The sequence below is a fragment of the Terrimonas rubra genome (assembly GCF_042686025.1).
Classification (GTDB): domain Bacteria; phylum Bacteroidota; class Bacteroidia; order Chitinophagales; family Chitinophagaceae; genus Terrimonas; species Terrimonas rubra.
On the sequence record NZ_JBHUOZ010000003.1, the window covers coordinates 475,389 to 492,722 of the forward strand.

At 42.9% G+C, this 17,334-nt stretch carries 10 protein-coding genes; 2 read left to right on the forward strand and 8 right to left on the reverse strand.

Annotation, left to right across the window (positions count from 1 at the left end; all coding sequences use genetic code 11):
• Positions 1-43: 43 nt before the first annotated feature.
• The 6 genes from ACFS6H_RS11500 to metG all read right to left on the reverse strand — a co-directional run bounded on the left by ACFS6H_RS11500 (position 44) and on the right by metG (position 12,939).
• Complete coding sequence (locus tag ACFS6H_RS11500; protein ID WP_386098496.1) at positions 44-829, reverse strand: hypothetical protein; 786 nt, start codon at positions 827-829, stop codon at positions 44-46.
• A gap of 18 nt (positions 830-847) precedes the next feature.
• Positions 848-2,500 carry a SusD/RagB family nutrient-binding outer membrane lipoprotein gene (locus ACFS6H_RS11505; RefSeq protein ID WP_386098499.1) on the reverse strand — a complete coding sequence of 551 codons (1,653 nt, stop codon included), beginning with the start codon at positions 2,498-2,500 and terminating at the stop codon, positions 848-850.
• 18 nt (positions 2,501-2,518) lie between these two features.
• Positions 2,519-5,665, reverse strand: a complete 3,147-nt coding sequence (locus ACFS6H_RS11510) for a SusC/RagA family TonB-linked outer membrane protein (protein WP_386098502.1) — start codon at positions 5,663-5,665, stop codon at positions 2,519-2,521.
• A 149-nt stretch (positions 5,666-5,814) separates the two neighbouring features.
• The gene (locus ACFS6H_RS11515) at positions 5,815-6,564 is read right to left on the reverse strand and encodes a DeoR/GlpR family DNA-binding transcription regulator (RefSeq protein WP_386098505.1); all 750 of its coding nucleotides are present in this window, start codon (positions 6,562-6,564) and stop codon (positions 5,815-5,817) included.
• 216 nt (positions 6,565-6,780) lie between these two features.
• Positions 6,781-10,566 (reverse strand): hypothetical protein, encoded by a 3,786-nt coding sequence (locus ACFS6H_RS11520; RefSeq protein WP_386098508.1) that lies wholly within the window; start codon positions 10,564-10,566, stop codon positions 6,781-6,783.
• Between the two features lie 255 nt (positions 10,567-10,821).
• Positions 10,822-12,939 carry a methionine--tRNA ligase gene (gene metG / locus ACFS6H_RS11525; RefSeq protein ID WP_386098511.1) on the reverse strand — a complete coding sequence of 706 codons (2,118 nt, stop codon included), beginning with the start codon at positions 12,937-12,939 and terminating at the stop codon, positions 10,822-10,824.
• Between the two features lie 266 nt (positions 12,940-13,205).
• Here metG and ACFS6H_RS11530 point away from each other — a divergent pair, with 266 nt between their 5' ends.
• Entirely contained in the window at positions 13,206-14,234 is a 1,029-nt protein-coding gene (locus ACFS6H_RS11530; RefSeq protein ID WP_386098514.1) for a S66 peptidase family protein, read from the forward strand.
• A gap of 8 nt (positions 14,235-14,242) precedes the next feature.
• On the opposite strand, the gene ACFS6H_RS11535 is transcribed toward ACFS6H_RS11530, so the two are convergent.
• Together ACFS6H_RS11535 and ACFS6H_RS11540 are read right to left on the reverse strand one after the other, a co-directional pair.
• On the reverse strand, positions 14,243-15,700 hold the full coding sequence (locus ACFS6H_RS11535) for a DUF692 domain-containing protein (RefSeq protein ID WP_386098517.1): 1,458 nt from the start codon (positions 15,698-15,700) through the stop codon (positions 14,243-14,245).
• Positions 15,701-15,720: 20 nt separating this feature from the next.
• Entirely contained in the window at positions 15,721-15,936 is a 216-nt protein-coding gene (locus ACFS6H_RS11540) for a hypothetical protein (protein ID WP_386098520.1), read from the reverse strand.
• A 342-nt stretch (positions 15,937-16,278) separates the two neighbouring features.
• Here ACFS6H_RS11540 and ACFS6H_RS11545 point away from each other — a divergent pair, with 342 nt between their 5' ends.
• Complete coding sequence (locus ACFS6H_RS11545) at positions 16,279-17,190, forward strand: S66 peptidase family protein (protein ID WP_386098523.1); 912 nt, start codon at positions 16,279-16,281, stop codon at positions 17,188-17,190.
• Positions 17,191-17,334: the final 144 nt, after the last annotated feature.

Below are 17,334 nucleotides of genomic sequence, written 5' to 3' on the forward strand. Positions count from 1 at the left end.
ATAACCTCTTGTAAAAAGCTTTGTTTTAAAGCACTATTGTGAATTAGTAGTTTATGAACGAACTGAACATTCTTGTTTGTGCTGCGGTACTGGCTGTGCTGGTATAACTGCCCCTGAATACAAAAGTGTAATGTCTTTTGGCTCGGGGCGTAAGTATTACCCTTATAAACTGGTTAGTACCGGTTCCGGTATTTACCAGGTCAGTAGTGGTGCCCGTTAACCGGACAGTAAAGGTGTCCACTACATTTGCCGGGTATGGGATAAACTCTGTTACATCAGTGATCTTTACATTGGTGGCAATGTTTTGTTTCTGAACAGCAGAGTAAATATCAATACCCGGAAGGTCTACTTTACTGTAAACAAAATTAGCGATCCTTATCCTGGCCATTCCATCATCAGTAGTGTTGATTTTGGTTTCAACAACTTTTTGCTTGGGGGTGGAAATGGTATCATATAAAAAGACCGTATAATTTTTTTGAGGCATCACATCAACCGGAAAGGTTAAAGGTACCTGAGTCGCAGTACGTAAGGTATCGCGAACCTGGAATGTATGCAGCCCGCTTGTTAAAGCAAAGGCATATGCCGTAGAAGCTGTTGGGAAAACACCTCCCGATGCTATTACAGCGCCGGATGTTAAGGCTCCGTCAACATAAATAGCGTTACGGCTGGCATTAACGGTGGCAATATAAGCCTGCATCATCGCCTTATTGCCCAGGTCCATGTTTTCGGTTGCCCTTCTTGGCGCACCATTGTCCTTTGCACAGCCTATGAAACTGAGTGCGGCAACCAGCGCCAGGATATATTGTATATTAAATATTTTTTTAGACATAGATAGATGTTTAAAAGATTATTCAGGTTTTGAAAACCATTGTTCTATTGTATGATAATCAGGTCTGTTACCGCCTATTTTATTAAACTCTGCCAGGTTGTAAGCTTCTGAAGCGCCACGGGGCAAACATCTTTGAACCGGCAGGAAGTTATTGGTTGGCCACAGATCAGCATTGTCCGGTACAGCAAAATTCCTGTACACGGGGAAGCCTCCTTCCTGGTCAACAGCATAATGGTAACGACGCAGATCCACCCATGTTTCAATTGCACCGTGAATAAACAGGGCAATATATTTTTGTAACATGATTTTCGATAAGGTTAAATTATTCTCATCGGTAGGAATATTATTAGGGTCTGCAAAATAAGCTGCCCTCGTGGTGGCATTCATTCTCCTGGCCGCGGGAACATTTCCTTCATAATCCGCTACCAGCAGGTCAAAACTCAGATTTACACCTAAGGTATAAGCGGCTAGTGCCTGACCTTTTAACCCTTTTCTGTATAAGGCTTCTGCTTTCATGAACTGTACCTCGCTGGCAGTAATAATAGGGAATTTTGCATCGTTTTTAAACAGGTACCTGCTGCCGGCATCATTAGCGGGGGCTGTAGTGGTAGTATAAGGCTGACCATTGTATCCTTCCGGCTGATCTGCTGCAACCAAACCGTCTGCACCTTTCGTTGGTCTTCCACCCAGGTAAGTACCATTGGCATTTTCCCTGATCAGGTAAGGAGCTCTCGGATCTACCATTGGTGTAGCCGTGTTGGTTAAAGCCGGGTTTTTGCCCGATAAAAGCTCGGCCGCAAACCTTGTCTGGCGAAGTGTATTACAGTTACCACGGAATGCTGCAAAGTAATTGAACGTAGCGCTTACACCGGTTTGTGCAAAACGCATGGTGGTGTTATCATTGTTACTGGTCATATTGGCCAGGTTACAATATTTAATTACCGAGTCGGCAGAATAAGTGGATTTGTTGGTCAGGTGATTGAAAGAACGGGCCAGTACGGCATAGGTGAATTTTTTCCATTTCTCAACATCACCATTATTCATATAGGCGTCTCCTTTGGCAAGGTTTGCCTGGCTTACACCGTCGCCGGTTCTGCTTAAATAATCCAGGGCCATATGGCATTCGGCCCTTACCCTGTCATATACCTCCGACTGAGGATCGTACCGGAAAGTGAGCAGGTCTTTAAAAGCATCATGTAAAATCACTTCTCCATGAAGATTGGTTAATGTAAGCCAGCTCCATGCCCTGATGGCATATACCACACCCACATAGTCCCATTTCTTTTCTTCGGTGCCCCATTCAATCACTTTTTCTATATTCATCCCCTGGCCAAAGTAATGTGCTGCCCATACAGCACCCATTACACTTGATGTATTGGAAAAGGGCGATTGAGGTCCCATCCGGTCATACTGGTTGTTGGTGGTATTGGTAGCCCAGTATTGTACATAACGGGCAATATAAAGTATATCATTTTGTGTACCGTAACCACTGCCTGCGGCAGAAAAGTTAGCGGTCATATTGGCTATAATATTAGGCAGTAATTCCTCTATTGGTTTTTTAACGTCCGCGTTGGGATTCAGGTAGGCGTCGTCTATTTTCTTGCTGCAGGAACTGGTAAATAACCCTACCAGTAAACTACCTGCCAGGCAAATGGAATATATCTTTTTCATTCGTTAATTTTTTAAGGTTTAAAAGGATGCTTTTAATCCAAAATTCCAGCTGATCGGAGCGGGTAGCTTGCCCCAGTCAAAACCAAACGAGCCTACACCCCTTGCACCGGCCGTATTACCATTTGATAAGGGATCGCCGCCGGTATAGTTGGTTAATAAAATCAGGTCGTTACCGGTAATAAAGAATCCAAGATTTTTTATCCCTTTTATAACGTTAGAAATTTTAGCAGGGAACGTATAGCTTAACGTAATATCTCTTAAGCGGAACCAGTTTACATCTTTTTCAATAAAGGCTTCTTCCGGCATATATTGATAAGTATAATAATTATCCTGGTAAGCAGGTATTACTACTATAGTGTTTTTGGTTGGAGTGGCTGTATTTTCTAAACCATCCTGTAAAACACCTTCCAGCACACGGGGCGTGTAACGGTCGGCTGTTACCGGGCTTCTTCCATAGTTGGTCAGGAACATTTTGGTAGCATTAAAAATGTCGCCACCCACTTTAAGGTCCCAAACAAAATTCAAACGCCAGTTTTTATAACGAAGCGCATTAACCCAGCCTATAGTGAAATCAGGGTTCCTGTCGCCACGGATTTTAAAGGTAGGATCGTAAACGGGTAAACCATTTGTTTTATCAATCAGGATCTGGCCCTGGTTATTTCTTAAATAACCATAAGCAGTAATGGTTGTTGTGGGATATCCTTTCATTACACCGGCCCTTGCATTCTGGAATATCCAGGTATCTGCAATATAATATTCCGGTACATTTTCAGGAAGGTACTCCACTTTGTTCCACATTTTATTAAAGTTGAAAGTAGTGGTCCAGTCAAAATCTCTTTTCTTAACCACATTAGAAGTCAGCGTTACTTCCACGCCCTGGTTCCTGGTAGCACCCACGTTCAATGAGTTTAACACAAAACCTGTTGCATAGCTAAGCCTGAAGTTACCGTCAACGATCTGGTCTTCATTCAGGGTGTTATAATATGCAGCATCAACGGTGATCAGGTTCCTGAATAACCGTAATTCTGTACCTACTTCATAAGTTTTTTGTTTCTCCGGCTCCAGGAAAGGATTGGCCCTGGTAAAACCATAGTTAAAGCCGCCTCCGCTGGAAGTAGTGTTGGTGAACACTGATTGGGTTGAATAAGGACTGTTGATCCTTGCCGTTGAAGCCAATGATGTTCTCAGTTTGAAGTAGTCGATCACACCTCCCTCTTTCATACCGGGGAAAATATCACTCAGTATAAAGCTCAGACTACCACCCGGGTAATTATATTTCCTGTTCTGTTTGGGTAAGGTAGAAGCCTCTTCAAAGCGGTGCGTATAGTTAAGGAAGATCATATTCTTCCAGTTAGTGGCAAACTCACCAAAAGTGGCAAACTGGCGGAAGATAGAGACGTTATATTCTCCCAAAGCATTTCTTAAAAGACGAACCCTGGAAGTAGGATCAGTATTGTTACTGTCTGTTCTGTTGGGATCTACTAACCGGTCGCCGGTAACCGCGAACATAGAGGTTTTATAATCCTGCCACATGGTACCTACCATTAAACGGAAATTAAAATTGCCGAATGTTTTCCTGGCTGTACCGGTAATGGTATGGTTATAACCTTCATATTTTCTCCAGAAATTATCCTGGCGTCCTCTTACAGAAGCGGCAATGAAATAAGAATTGGGATGGTATTGCAGGTGTCCTTCTGTATTATATCGTTCGTAACCAAAGCGGCCGGAAATGGTGATCCAGTCGGTAGGGTTAATATTAACAGACAGGTTGGTGGTATAACGTTTGGTCATATCCTTGTTCTTGTTAAAATTAACATTGAATAAGGGGCTGTCAAACTCTGCATTGGGGTTATCAATATTTTCCTGGAATATGGATTCTTTTAAACCGTTAGGATCAGAAAAACGGCGGATATCATCAAAGGCGGGCCATACCAGTAAGCTGTTCATAAAGCCGCCTAAACTGCCCAACACTTTTTTGTTATCCGTATTGGTGTAGGTAAAGGTTGGCGTAATGTCTAGGAATTTACCAAATTTGGTAGTATTGGTAACACGTAAGGTAGTACGTTTATAGGCGTTGTTCGGTACTACACCATCCTGGTCAAAAAATGAACCGGTAACCCTGAACAATGAATTTTTAAAACCAAAGTCAGCACCTAAATTATGTGTTTGGGCGAAGCCTGTTTTAAAGAAGTTATCAATATTGTTGAATGTTTCAGCACCAGCCGGATAAGCCGGGCCAAATGCACGGAAGGTTCCGGAAGCTACACCGTTGGTACCGGATTGGTAGGTATCCAGTGTTTCCTGGAAACGGGTAAGTTTAGATGCCCTGAAGCTATTGTCGTATTGAAGAGCCAGTTTACTGCTCTTGGCTTTACGGGTAGTAATAATGATAGCACCCGAACTTGCCTGACTGCCATATAAAGCGGTGGCCTCAGGTCCTTTTAAGATAGTTACACTTTCAATATCGTTGGGGTTAATATCTGAAATACGGTTATTATAGTCTGTATTACGGTTAACATTGGCCGTTAAACCTGTTCTGTCCGGTGTTCCTACACCGCTGCCGCCGTAAGAGTTTTCGTCTATAGTCTGGTTATCAATTACAATACCATCAATAACAAATAAAGGTTGGTTGCTTAGTGCGAGGGAGTTAAAACCCCTTAAAACGATGGAGGTAGAGGCACCTGCTAAACCCGAACTCGGGCTGATGGTAAGACCCGCAACACGTCCCTGTAAGCTGTTTAAAAAGTTTTCCCTTTGTGTTTCGGCGATATCATCACCGCTAACTTTTTGAACGGAATATCCTAACTCCCGGGGATTTCTTTTAATATCCATAGCCGTTACCACTACCTCACCCAGGTCACCTGATGTGGCTTTTAAGGTAATACTGATGCTGCCGTCAGCACCTACTTTCACATCCTGGGATTCAAATCCTACATAGGAAATCTGTAAGGTTTCGCCTGGTGCGGCTGAAATTTTAAAATCGCCGGCTGCATCGGTCTGTGTGATCCGCCGGGTACCTTTTACCCGAATCGACACATTCGCCAGCGGCGACTTGTCTTCGGCAAGCACCTTGCCGCTAATTGTTTTTTCCTGCCCGTACGAAAAGTGGGGTAGCAAAAAAAGCATTAGCAGTAGCATGGCTACTAATGGGAGAGCTTTTCTCATAGCTGTTTTTGTTTTAGTCTGTATTAAATGAAGCAGTTTAAATAGTTGCCGTAATTATACAGCGCATGCAAAAACATACCTGCAATAATTACTTATTGAAGCTTTAAATAGGGTAGCAAGAAGATGTATATTAGGTAAAATAATTGCTATTACAAAACTTTTATGCCGGCATCAACATACGGCTTCAGCAAAGCATCATCAGCAGGGAGTTCTGTAATTAATGTGTCTATTTTACTAATATCGCAAACCTGTATCGGCTGAAAAGTATTGATCTTTTCAGCAATGGCCATACATACCACATGTTGCGATGATTCGATCATCGCTTTCTTTAATTGCACCACTTCCCAGTCATTATCCGTTACACCATGTGATACGTCGATGGAATTGATACCCAAGAAACAAATGTCGGCTTTTACCTGTCTTATTTTGGCAATCGCTTCAGGGCCTACCGTGATCTTCGAGTTCTTTGATAAACGGTCACCGATCAGGATCACTTCAATGTTCGGGTGGCGCATGTATTCCAGAATAACGGGAATACTGCCGGAAATAAAGGTCGCTTTCAGTTGGGGGGGTAAAAAACGGGCAAGTTCAATAATGGTTGTTCCACCACTGGTCAGAATGAACATACCATTGTGTATAATACTGATCGCTTTGGCGGCGATCGTTTTTTTATGCGTTTGCGAGTAAACACCGTTGCTGGCAAAATGCACTTCGTTAAAGGAATGTGAAAGCGCACCACCGTGCACCTTAATTAACTTCCCTTCATCCGAAAGTTCTTGCAGGTCTCTGCGAATCGTATCTTCCGATACATCAATGTCCTTGCAAAGTGTCGCAGATAATACCTTATTATGAAGGTTTACCTGGTGTAAAATGTAGGCTTGTCTTTCTTTTTTTAACAAAGTACAGTCGTTTTGTTACACCAATATACAATCATTCCTGCACAAAAGCGCAAAAAGCCGATATTTTTTGCAAAATGTGGAAAAAATGCCCAAAATTGTTGGAATAAGTTCGCAAATTGACGGATTGCAGGAACCCGCATAAATCAATGGACGATAATGCTATAAGAAGAGAACCGGCCGGGATAAATGGCAAAGTGAAGGACCAGGAAAAAGTCCTCATTTTTTCAAAGCCCGCTTGTATTTTTTACGCTGTTTGCTTTTTGAAGTCGCCCCGGTACTGTTGATCACCCCGTTTAAAGTGGTTTTTACCAGATAGTTTATCGAAGACCGGTCTTTTAACCGCTCAAAGAATACAATACCCGTCCTGTTTTTATTGTTCTTTTTGATCACAAAGGTATTGGCCACAAAACTGAGCACCCGGGTCAGTACATTCTTATTGTGCTCATCACCGTTTTTAAATAACTGGATACGGATGTTTTTATATTTCATATCCATGGTGCCATAAGCATAATCATCATTGCCGGTTACCTGCATCTTCAGACTGTCTATCTTACCCGATTTAAATTTAGCCGAGGCCAGCGATGCCAAAATAGGGTTGATACTTGTTAAATCGGCCTCACCCATATCCACCGTCATATAAAAACCGCTGGCACTGTCCCTGTACGATTGGGCTACATACAGGTCCGTAGCAATTACTTCTTCCAGGTCGGCATGCGCATATATGTATAAACTGTCTGTTGCCGTATGATCATAATTACTGGCATTATAGATCTTACTGTTCAGCCGGTTTACATTAATTCTTCCTACCGAATTGGTTTTTTCATTGATCTCCTCGTATTGTACCAGGCCATTTTGTAGCGTAATACTGTCCACTGCAAGTTTTATCGGAATGCTCTTCAAACGCCCAACCGGTAATGGTTTTACAGCACCCACATGCCGGGGAATTCGTTTATCGCGGAAAGTGCTGATATACCCGTCATTGATCACAATACTACCCACGTTAAAACTGCTGTCCTTTATATACTGTCCCCAGTTAAAAGGCCCTATATGGATGGATTTTGTTTTTGCCTGCAGGTAATCTGCCTGGTATTGCAATTGTTTAACAAATTCATCCCTGCTCATTAAAGGTGAATAGGCAAAGGAGTCAATGGTAAAACTGCTGTTGCTTTTCTGGTACCGGAGATTATACCAGTTAAACCGGTTCAGGTCATTCTGGTAACTGCCGGTCACTTCCGATAAAGAAAAATCAGCGTTATTACTGATCAGGTCATAAGGACGTAACAGGTACAGGGGTTTGATGGTAATATTGCTCAGCCTTGCCTTATTGATAACCAGGCTGCCTGTTTTATTTTCCTGCAGGCTGTCAAATACTAATTTATTTGCCGTAAAATGTTTCAGGTGTGTTTCCCATTCTATGGTGCCGGTCTCGGTAGCGGTCAGCAAAGTATTATCCAGTTCAATGGCAAAAGAGCCGTTATCACTTTTAAGCAGGTGTTTATTGGCGGTCAGCACGGCTATGCCCTGTGCGGCCAGGTTAGTATTACCTATTTCTATGGTCTGACCGTCCTTACTCAGTATATGTTGTAACTGTATCCTGCTTTTTGCTTCCCTGTCCTGCCAGGTAATGGAGGTGGTACCATTCTCCGTAACCGTGTAATAATGTACCTGCGGGTTATTGATGAGCAGGTTATTCACCCGGATGGCCGGGAATTTTATTTTGGGATTGACCGATACATCATTGTTTTCTTTTTTACGGTAGTAGCGCAGCACCGGATCAGTAATAACAATATCTTTTGCCGTAGTGGTTTGGGCCAGTATGGCATTAATATCAGGATTTAATTTTATTTCAGGTATGCGTACCAGCAGCGAATCGTCCGGGCTTATATTGGAAAAACTGATATCTCTTACAGTGGAAGCCTGCCCGTCTTTAATATCAAAAAAGCCGATCCGTAATTCATTCGCAGCAGTGGACAGGGACAGGTCTTTACCGCTTGTTACCAGCCCGTTAATGATAAGCCCGCTTTGCTGACCCGTATTGCTGATGCGGCTGCAGCTGATCTTGTCCAGGTAGGCATTGATAGTGGAACCCTTGTTCACCATGTGTAACTGTGTATTATTACCCCTTACCTGCTGCACAACAAAGCGGTTAATAGCTTGCTGCTGTTGTGGTGTATGGCTGATAATACTGGCCCTGGCATTGCTCCAGCCAAGCTGGTTGATGACAATATTATTCAGTTTCTCGTCAAATGAAAAAGCATCAATGCTTACATCACCCGCTGTTATATTGGTACCGCTCTTGTCCTGGTAAGTGACTGTTTTTGCCAGCAACTTATTCTCGGTGCCGGAAAAACGGATATCCTGTAACTGGATGCTGGTATTGCCGTTCTTATATACACCCCTGGTAAAATATACCGTTTGCAAAGCCTCCTGTATGTCCGCTATTCTCGTGGACTGTACCAACTTCTCGCCTAAAATAGAAAAATTAGCGCCGTACAGGTTAAACTTACTTTTATCGGGCAGTATAACTTCTATCTGCCCGTTCTTTATATGCAGCTGTTGTAACTGCATCTGTTTGCCTAAGCCTGCCAAAGTTTCGTAAATGGTGTTATTGTTATACTTTTTTTGTGGCAGAAGGGTATACTGGATCACCGGATTAACCAGGGTAACATTGGCGGCCTTTACTACCCGCTCCAATACCAGGTGGTCCCAGGATAAGCCATCCAGGCTAAACCGGTCCATACTAATGGTATTTAAGGGCTTATTGTTCTTTAATTCATGGTAAACAAACTTGTTTAAATTGATCTGGTTATTATAAAACAAAATGCTGTCAAACTGGATACTATAGGTACTGTCCTTTAAAAAATTCTCAAAATTCCTGATACCCATATTGAACTGTTCAATGGCAATGGGCTTGGGGGCATGCTGTAATATCTTCAGTCCTTTTAACTCAAAATTATTATGCTCCGAGGTAAAGGTATTGGGTACCCCGTTCCGCTCGGTCCTGATATCAAAAGAGCCGTCTTTGATGATCACATTCTTGAGGGCAATATCACCGGTAAGCTGCTGGATAAGTTTGTCTATTTGCGGAGCAGTAGCTGAATCTTTATTTCCCGGCAGGGTAATATCCAGTTTAAAAGTGGGCCGGGTACAATACACCGAATCGGCCTGGATAATTTCTTTATGATACAGGCTGTCAAAATTCAGGTTGGTCAGTTTCAGTTTCTCAAAAAATACGGCAAACGTACTTTTCTTATTATCGCTCTCTGTTGCCTCAATGGTACATTCGTCAAACTCCACCATTTTATGCTGTACATCCAGCTCAAAATTCTTGAAGCTTAAAATATGCCGTCCATCCGGGAAATGAATATTCTGTTTATGGGTGGTAACTGTTAAGTTATCACTGAAAAGTATTTTTTTACTGGCCAGGCTATCCCTGCCGCTTACAAAAATATTATTCAGCCGCAGGTTGATATTGGTAATATGCAGGGGTATTTCATTGGGCCTGGTATTATTCAGCAAAGTAAAAGCGGCATTTTCCATGTAAAACATGCGTACGTCCAGCACATCCAGGGCTTCCTGTATACTGTTATACACTTTACCCATTTCCTGGGGAATGGAAAGCGGGGTACTGGCCGTATCGCTGCTACTTTGTTTACTGCGCAACTGGGTAACGGTAATGGCAGGCTTTATCAGCGATAAAGAATCTATCAGTAACTGTTTATCAATTAAAAAAGGTAATACCCCTTTTACCGAAAGTTTTACTTTCTGTACTACCAGGTCGTAGGCTGTGTTATTAGTGGCGGTATCGGTAGAGAAAAAATGGGCATTTTCCAGCTCCATATGTTTGCTGAACCAATTGAACTTGAACTTTTTTACTTTCAGGTGTAATTTGCCATTGGATTGTGAGGAGACCATGTCCTCGATAAAAGTTTCGGCGTGGTTGATGAACCAGAAGTGAAAGGAAATCAATAACACCAAAAGTCCTCCGATAATGAAGGACAAAATTTTAAGTAGTTTCTTCCATTTATGTGTACCTGTAGCTATACCTTTCTTATTTAATCTATAAACAATGCTTAAAAATCCTCAGCTGGTGAATTTGCTACGATAGGGCCCGATATATAAATCTCTTACTTATTTGTTTTAAAAACAAGTTTTATCAGTAAATGTTTTGTCAATAGGCTCCGGGCATAAAAAAAGGTTAACAAAAAGCAATTTTACCCTGCTTCCTGTTAACCTTAAAGGTCAGGTCAATATAAATTAATTAACGGTAGCCCCGTTATTCACTATTCCGTCAGGGTTTACAAAATGCAGTTTCCCATCGGCGTTTTCTGCCATCAGTATCATGCCGTTACTTTCTATGCCTCTCATTTTCCTGGGGGCTAAATTAGCCACTACCACCACCTGTTTGTTTATAATTTCCTCCGGGGTAAAATGCAGGGCAATGCCGGATACAATGGTCCTTACTTCAAAACCAAGGTTCACTTCCAGCTGCAATAACTTATCCGCCTTTGGTACTTTCTGTGCGCTGATAATAGTGCCTACTCTGAAATCAAGTTTGGCAAAATCATCGTACTGTATGGTTTCTTTTACAGGTGCCGGGGCGCTGGCTGTTTCAGCCGGTGCCGGTGCGGTGGTCGCTTTCACCAATCCTGCTTTTAATTTTTCTACCTGGGCCGTGATCTCCGCCTCTTCAATTTTACGGAACAGCAATTCAGGCGCTCTTAACTGGTAACCTGGTTTTAAAAGGTTAAGGGTACCCGCGTTTGACCAGTTCAGCATCTTATCCACCACTTTCATCATATGCAACATCTTCTGCGCCGTGTTGGGTAAAAACGGGTTGATCAGTATCGATAAATTAGCCGTCAGTTGTAAGCAGATATGTAAACAGTTATCAATGCTTTTTTGTGCCCCGGGGTTTTCGGCCAGTTGTTTGGCCACGATCCATGGCTCTTTTTTCTGCATATACTGATTGCCCTTACGGCTCAGGTCAATTACTTCAAACAAAGCATCCCTGAATTTATACTCTTCAATATAGGTCTCTACCAATCGTTTACTGAGTTTGATCTCACCGATCATCTGCTCGTCAACCTCGTCAAGCACTTCATTGTGTAAATGCGGTACTTTACCGCCGCACAGCTTATGCATCAGTACAAAAGTGCGGTTAACAAAATTGCCGAATATATTTACCAGTTCGCTGTTCACCGCATCCTGGAAACCTTTCCAGGTAAACTCACTGTCCTTTGTCTCGGGCGCAATCTGTGTAAGGTAATAACGTAACATATCCACACATTGCGAACCGCCATTGGGTTGTTTCACAAAATCGTTGATATAATCCCGCATCTCCAGTTTCCAGTTCCTGCTGGTGCTCATTTTATCGCCTTCCAGGTTCAAAAACTCGTTGGCAGGTACATTCTCCGGTAAAATATTGCCATGCAGTTGTAACATGATCGGGAATATGATACAATGGAATACAATATTATCCTTACCAATAAAATGCACCAGTTTGGTATCCTTATCCTGCCAGTAAGGCTGCCAGTCCTTATTATTATCAATGGCCCATTGTTTGGTGGCGCTGATATAACCTATCGGTGCATCAAACCATACATATAATACTTTGCCTTCCGCATCGGGCAGGGGTACCTGTACGCCCCAATCCAGGTCGCGGGTTACAGCGCGTGATTGCAGGCCGCCTTCTATCCATCCTTTACACTGGCCTACAACGGTAGCACGCCAGTCATCTTTATGGTCTTCTAATATCCACTTTCTTAAAAAATCTTCATGTTTGCCCAGGGGCAGGTACCAATGCGTGGTTTTCTTTTTTACCGGCGGCTCGCCGCTTAAAGTACTTACAGGGTTTATCAGTTCATCGGGGCTCAGGGTACGTCCACAGTTCTCACACTGGTCGCCAAAAGCCCTGTCGCTGCCGCAATTGGGGCAGGTGCCTTTTATAAAACGGTCCGCTAAAAAAGTTTTAGTGGCTTCGTCAAAAAACTGTTCTGTTTCTTTTGTTTCCAGTTCACCGCGTTCGTGCAGGTAGGTAAAAAACTCCTGTGCAGTTTCGTGGTGCAGGGGTTCGCTGGTACGGTGGTAAATATCAAATGAAATGCCCAGGTCGGCAAAATCCTGTTTCATCTCGGCATGATACTTATCAATAATGGCACGTGGCGTGGTATGCTCCTTCATGGCCTGTATGGGAATGGCTGTTCCATGTTCATCACTGCCACATACAAATACCACATCACGCTCCTGCGCCCGCAGGTAACGTACATAAATATCAGCAGGAATATAAGCGCCCGCCAGGTGCCCCACATGTTTTAAACCATTGGCATAGGGCAGGGCAGAAGTGATCAGATATCTTTTCGGTTGTGTCGGCATTATTTTTTATTATTTTATCAGCGGCATTACTACCAGCATCGTCCCTTGCGACGCTCCGTTTAACTACAGTAACACGGATCAGCTACCTGCGAAGGGTTTCCCGGTAATTAACAACCCGGAAAGGCGTTTGCGTAAAGCACAGATTTATTTAAACCTTGTTTTGCCAATTAGTGCTTTTTCAGCAGGCTGAACGGGCGTAATTGGTTTGCAAAAGTACCATATTCGGGGCATTGCTCAAAAACCAAACAATATGTTATCTTCCGCCTATGAAAAGGAAGGGGTTTATACAAAATATAGGAGCCATCGCCGGACTGGCAGCGGTTTCGCCATTGGCCGCGAGTGTGGGTACCGGTACTGAGGAACTTACAGCGCCCATTATTCCTCCTTATCTCAAGAAAGGTGATACTATCGGCATTACTTCCCCGGCGGGTTATATTACCCTCGAAGAAATTAAACCGGCCATCCAGGTACTGGAACTATGGGGCTACCGCGTAAAGATCGGTGATACCATTGGCAAACGGAACTTCACCTTTGGTGGTACCGATGAGGAAAGAAAGAACGACCTGCAGCAGATGCTGGACGATAAAAATATAAAAGCGGTGTTATGTGCCCGCGGCGGTTATGGTGCAGTGCGTATTGTTGATCAGCTGAACTGGACAGCTTTTAAACAATCGCCCAAATGGGTCATTGGCTTTAGCGATATCACGGTACTGCATTGTCATATTAACCGTAATATGGGTATAGCCTCCATTCATTCCAAAATGTGCAACAGCTTTCCTTCGGTATGGGCCAATGCCGATACGGTACAAAGAGATACCATCAATAGCATCCAGCAGGCATTATCGGGTATTACCATGCAATATAAAGCTACCCCTCATCCTGCCAACAGGTCCGGTACGGCAAGCGGTGTACTGGTAGGCGGTAACCTAAAAACCATTGAATCACTGGCCGCTTCTCCTTCGGATCTGCGTACCAACAATAAAATATTATTTGTGGAAGATACCGGTGAATATATGTACAGCATGGATCGTATGTTCTGGAACCTGCAGCGTTCCGGCAAACTGGAAAACCTGAAAGGACTGATCGTTGGCGGCTTTAAAGAAAAGAAAGAGGAGGGTGATGATGAATTTGGTAAAACCTTACAGGATGTGGTGCTGGAAAAGGTAAAACAATATAACTATCCTGTTTGTTTCGATTTTCCCGTGGGCCACCAGCGTAATAACTATGCCCTTAAATGCGGGGTTATGCACCGCTTAATTGTTAATGCCAGCGAAGTAAGTCTGAAAGAAATATAGGGTAGGGGTTAAGAATGAAAAACGGTCTTTATCTGGTCGCTGATACCCTGGTCGGGGGTAATTTCAATCTCATAATCCTGCTCCTCCATCAAAACGGGTATCTTTCTTTCAATCAGGTGGCTGATCATGGTCAAAGGGTTATAACTCATATTCACCACGATGGTCTTGTTTTCGGTAAAGGATTGCAGGGATGCTTTTTCGTAAACAATCAACTCCTTCAATACTGTGTTACCCATGAGTGTCTCCTGTGTTAACAAATAATCCGCAAAATCAATCCCGTTATCCGATGCAAACAATTTTGTAACCGATGTTTGCCAGAAATCCCGCAGCAGGGCATTGAAAGCATCCATCCCGATGCTCAGCATTAAATACCGGCAGGATAGTTTTAAAGCACTTACCAGTAAGGATCCTTTGAATTTTTCAATGAGGTCCTGTATCACGGTTAACCCTTTATCCGCCTGTAAAGCTGCAGCAAGCGGGCTCCCTGTTGTAACCGGTCTTTTAATGGCCAGCAAGCCCAGGGTATTCTCCCATTCCTTTACAGCCGGCAGTTCCGTATCAATGACCGGTTGTTGCGCTGCTTTATGGGTTCTGTTTTTACTACCTCTTTTATCCCAGATGGCATTCATCTTTTCCAGTTGCAGGGTAATATCTCTGGCCGGCACCAGCGAAATATACTCCGGTAACATTTCAAAAGTGATCACTTTTAAATTGGGTAACTGAACTACGATAGCTTCAAACAGTTCCAGTACTTCGTCGCTGGATGGCCCTGAATGCGCATCCAAATAATAACCATTAAAATAAAAGCCACCCGCCAGGTGTATCTGTGTTACCCGTTCATGCGAAAGTTGTCTTACATAATCTTTTACTTTCTGACGGCCGTTTTTTTCATTGGCCAGTATATTATGTACATCCAGTAATATATTACAATTGGCCTGCCCGGCTATTTCATTAACAAAATACCCGTCGGGTAATTCAAATGGTTGTGGTGCCAGGTAATTCACACCTGTTTCAAACAAAAAGGGAATATCAAAATGTTGTTTGTAGTTTTTAATACCGTTTACGGCAGTTGTTATACCGGCTTCCGTTTGCAGAGGCGGTAATAAAAAGTTGGTATTATAATTAGTTCCGTTAAGTGCCAGGGTATTAAAACTTAAATGTTCGCTCATGGTCACCGGGTGTAACCGGTCCATCATTTGATGCAAACAATCCAGGTGTATATTGTCCGGTGCAATGCTGCCGGCAACAGGATAACCCACGCCATGAAATAAAACAGGCTTTTGCAAACTTTGTAAATAGTTTACACTGGCTTCGTCATAAGCATAAGCAGCCAACCCGTTATTTAAACGGTACCAGAAGGTCTGGGGTTCAATTTCTATCACTTGGATAAGATCCGGGTTGGCTGCTATGGTTTGTTCAAACCCGGAAAAATAAATGATCCCCACACCCAATTCGGGAATGTTCATTTTTCTTGGTATTTACCGGGTTAAAAACGTAATTGTAATTTTTCGTCAAAGACAAACCGTCTTTCAAAATCAAAACGGATATCAAAGCCGGAGTGGCAACCGGGGCATCCCAGTTTGCCTAATACTTCGGCCGTAATTTTGTTCATCGATTCCAGGTTAAAAGCAGCACTGGCGGGTACAGTAACCCTGATCGTTTTACTACCCGGTTTGGATAGTTTTTTTACATTTTCAATCATAAAACTAAGGTTTAATTAATAAAGCTCTTATTAACGCAAAGAACAATAGCGCCGGCAATAGCCTGCCCGGATAGCAAATTTTTGTCATAGCTGATGACAAAGCAATATGATATGTGTTTTGTTTAATTACAGGTAATGCTCCGGAGGTGGATGAGCAAAGCGAATAATGGTAAATAAGGTTTAATGTACAATAAAGGTATATGCTTTGTTCACCCAAGTCAATACCACAAACTGGTAGTTTTATAAGCGGGTATTTACGATAAGATCATACTGTAAGTCACGGTAGTTTCAATATTCATGTATATATTTATATCCTTATTCCAGATTAAAATATTTCGTCAGATGATAAAAACGCCGCCTTACTTAAATTCCGGAGATACTATTGGCATTGTTTGTCCTTCAGGTTATATGGATGCTGAAAAGGCAGCCGAATGTATTCGTGTGTTGCAGGAAGATTGGGGCTATAAAGTAAAGGTTGGTAAAACCCTTGGAGGTAGTTCCGAAACTTATTTCTCCGGTACCGAAGAAGAAAGACTGGCCGATTTTCAGCAGATGCTGGACGATGATGAAGTGCAGGCAGTGTTATGTGGCCGTGGCGGCTATGGCATGACCCATCTTATTGATAAGATCAATTTTAAAAAGTTTAAGAAGAATCCCAAATGGGTTATCGGGTACAGCGATATCACTCTTTTTCATACCCATCTCTACAGCAACTACTATATTTCCTCCCTGCATTCACCGATGGCGGCGGCTTTTAATGATGCCGGGTATATTAACCGGTATGTACAATCCTTACGCCATGCCCTGGAAGGCAAGTGGGCTAAGTATAGTTGTGATGCACATGAACTGAACAGGCAAGGCGAAGGTGTTGGCGAGTTGGTGGGAGGTAACCTGGCCTTGCTGGTGCATGGCATTGGTACCGACTCGGAACTAAAGACCAAGGGACGTATCCTGTTTATCGAGGATATTGGTGAATATATTTACAGTATTGATCGTATGATGCACCAGTTAAAACGCAGCGGCAAGTTAAAACACCTGGCCGGACTGATCATCGGAGAGTTTGATGATGTAAAAGATACTACCCGTCCTTTCGGTAAAACCATCTATGAAACCATTGCGGAAATTGTAGCCGAATACGATTACCCGGTTTGTTATCATTTCCCGGTAAGTCATACCGAACGTAACTATGCATTAAAAATAGGCGTGGGCTACAAACTGAAAGTAACCAAAGCAAAAGTAACCCTGGAGGAATAGTAAAACTAAACCTATGACGGAAACATTTGTAATGCAAACACTGTATTAATCATACCTCTGTGTAAAACCTCTGCGCTGCTGCCTCTTCCGCCATTTATGGTAATATCCATAAAAAAAACCGTTCCGGCTGGCGGAACGGTTACA

Coding starts and splice junctions, on each gene's coding strand:
- ACFS6H_RS11500 (WP_386098496.1), bottom strand. CDS start 829: ATGTCTAAAAAAATATTTAATATACAATATATCCTGGCGCTGGTTGCC.
- ACFS6H_RS11505 (WP_386098499.1), bottom strand. CDS start 2,500: ATGAAAAAGATATATTCCATTTGCCTGGCAGGTAGTTTACTGGTAGGG.
- ACFS6H_RS11510 (WP_386098502.1), bottom strand. CDS start 5,665: ATGAGAAAAGCTCTCCCATTAGTAGCCATGCTACTGCTAATGCTTTTT.
- metG (WP_386098511.1), bottom strand. CDS start 12,939: ATGCCGACACAACCGAAAAGATATCTGATCACTTCTGCCCTGCCCTAT.
- ACFS6H_RS11530 (WP_386098514.1), top strand. CDS start 13,206: ATGAAAAGGAAGGGGTTTATACAAAATATAGGAGCCATCGCCGGACTG.
- ACFS6H_RS11535 (WP_386098517.1), bottom strand. CDS start 15,700: ATGAACATTCCCGAATTGGGTGTGGGGATCATTTATTTTTCCGGGTTT.
- ACFS6H_RS11540 (WP_386098520.1), bottom strand. CDS start 15,936: ATGATTGAAAATGTAAAAAAACTATCCAAACCGGGTAGTAAAACGATC.
- ACFS6H_RS11545 (WP_386098523.1), top strand. CDS start 16,279: ATGATAAAAACGCCGCCTTACTTAAATTCCGGAGATACTATTGGCATT.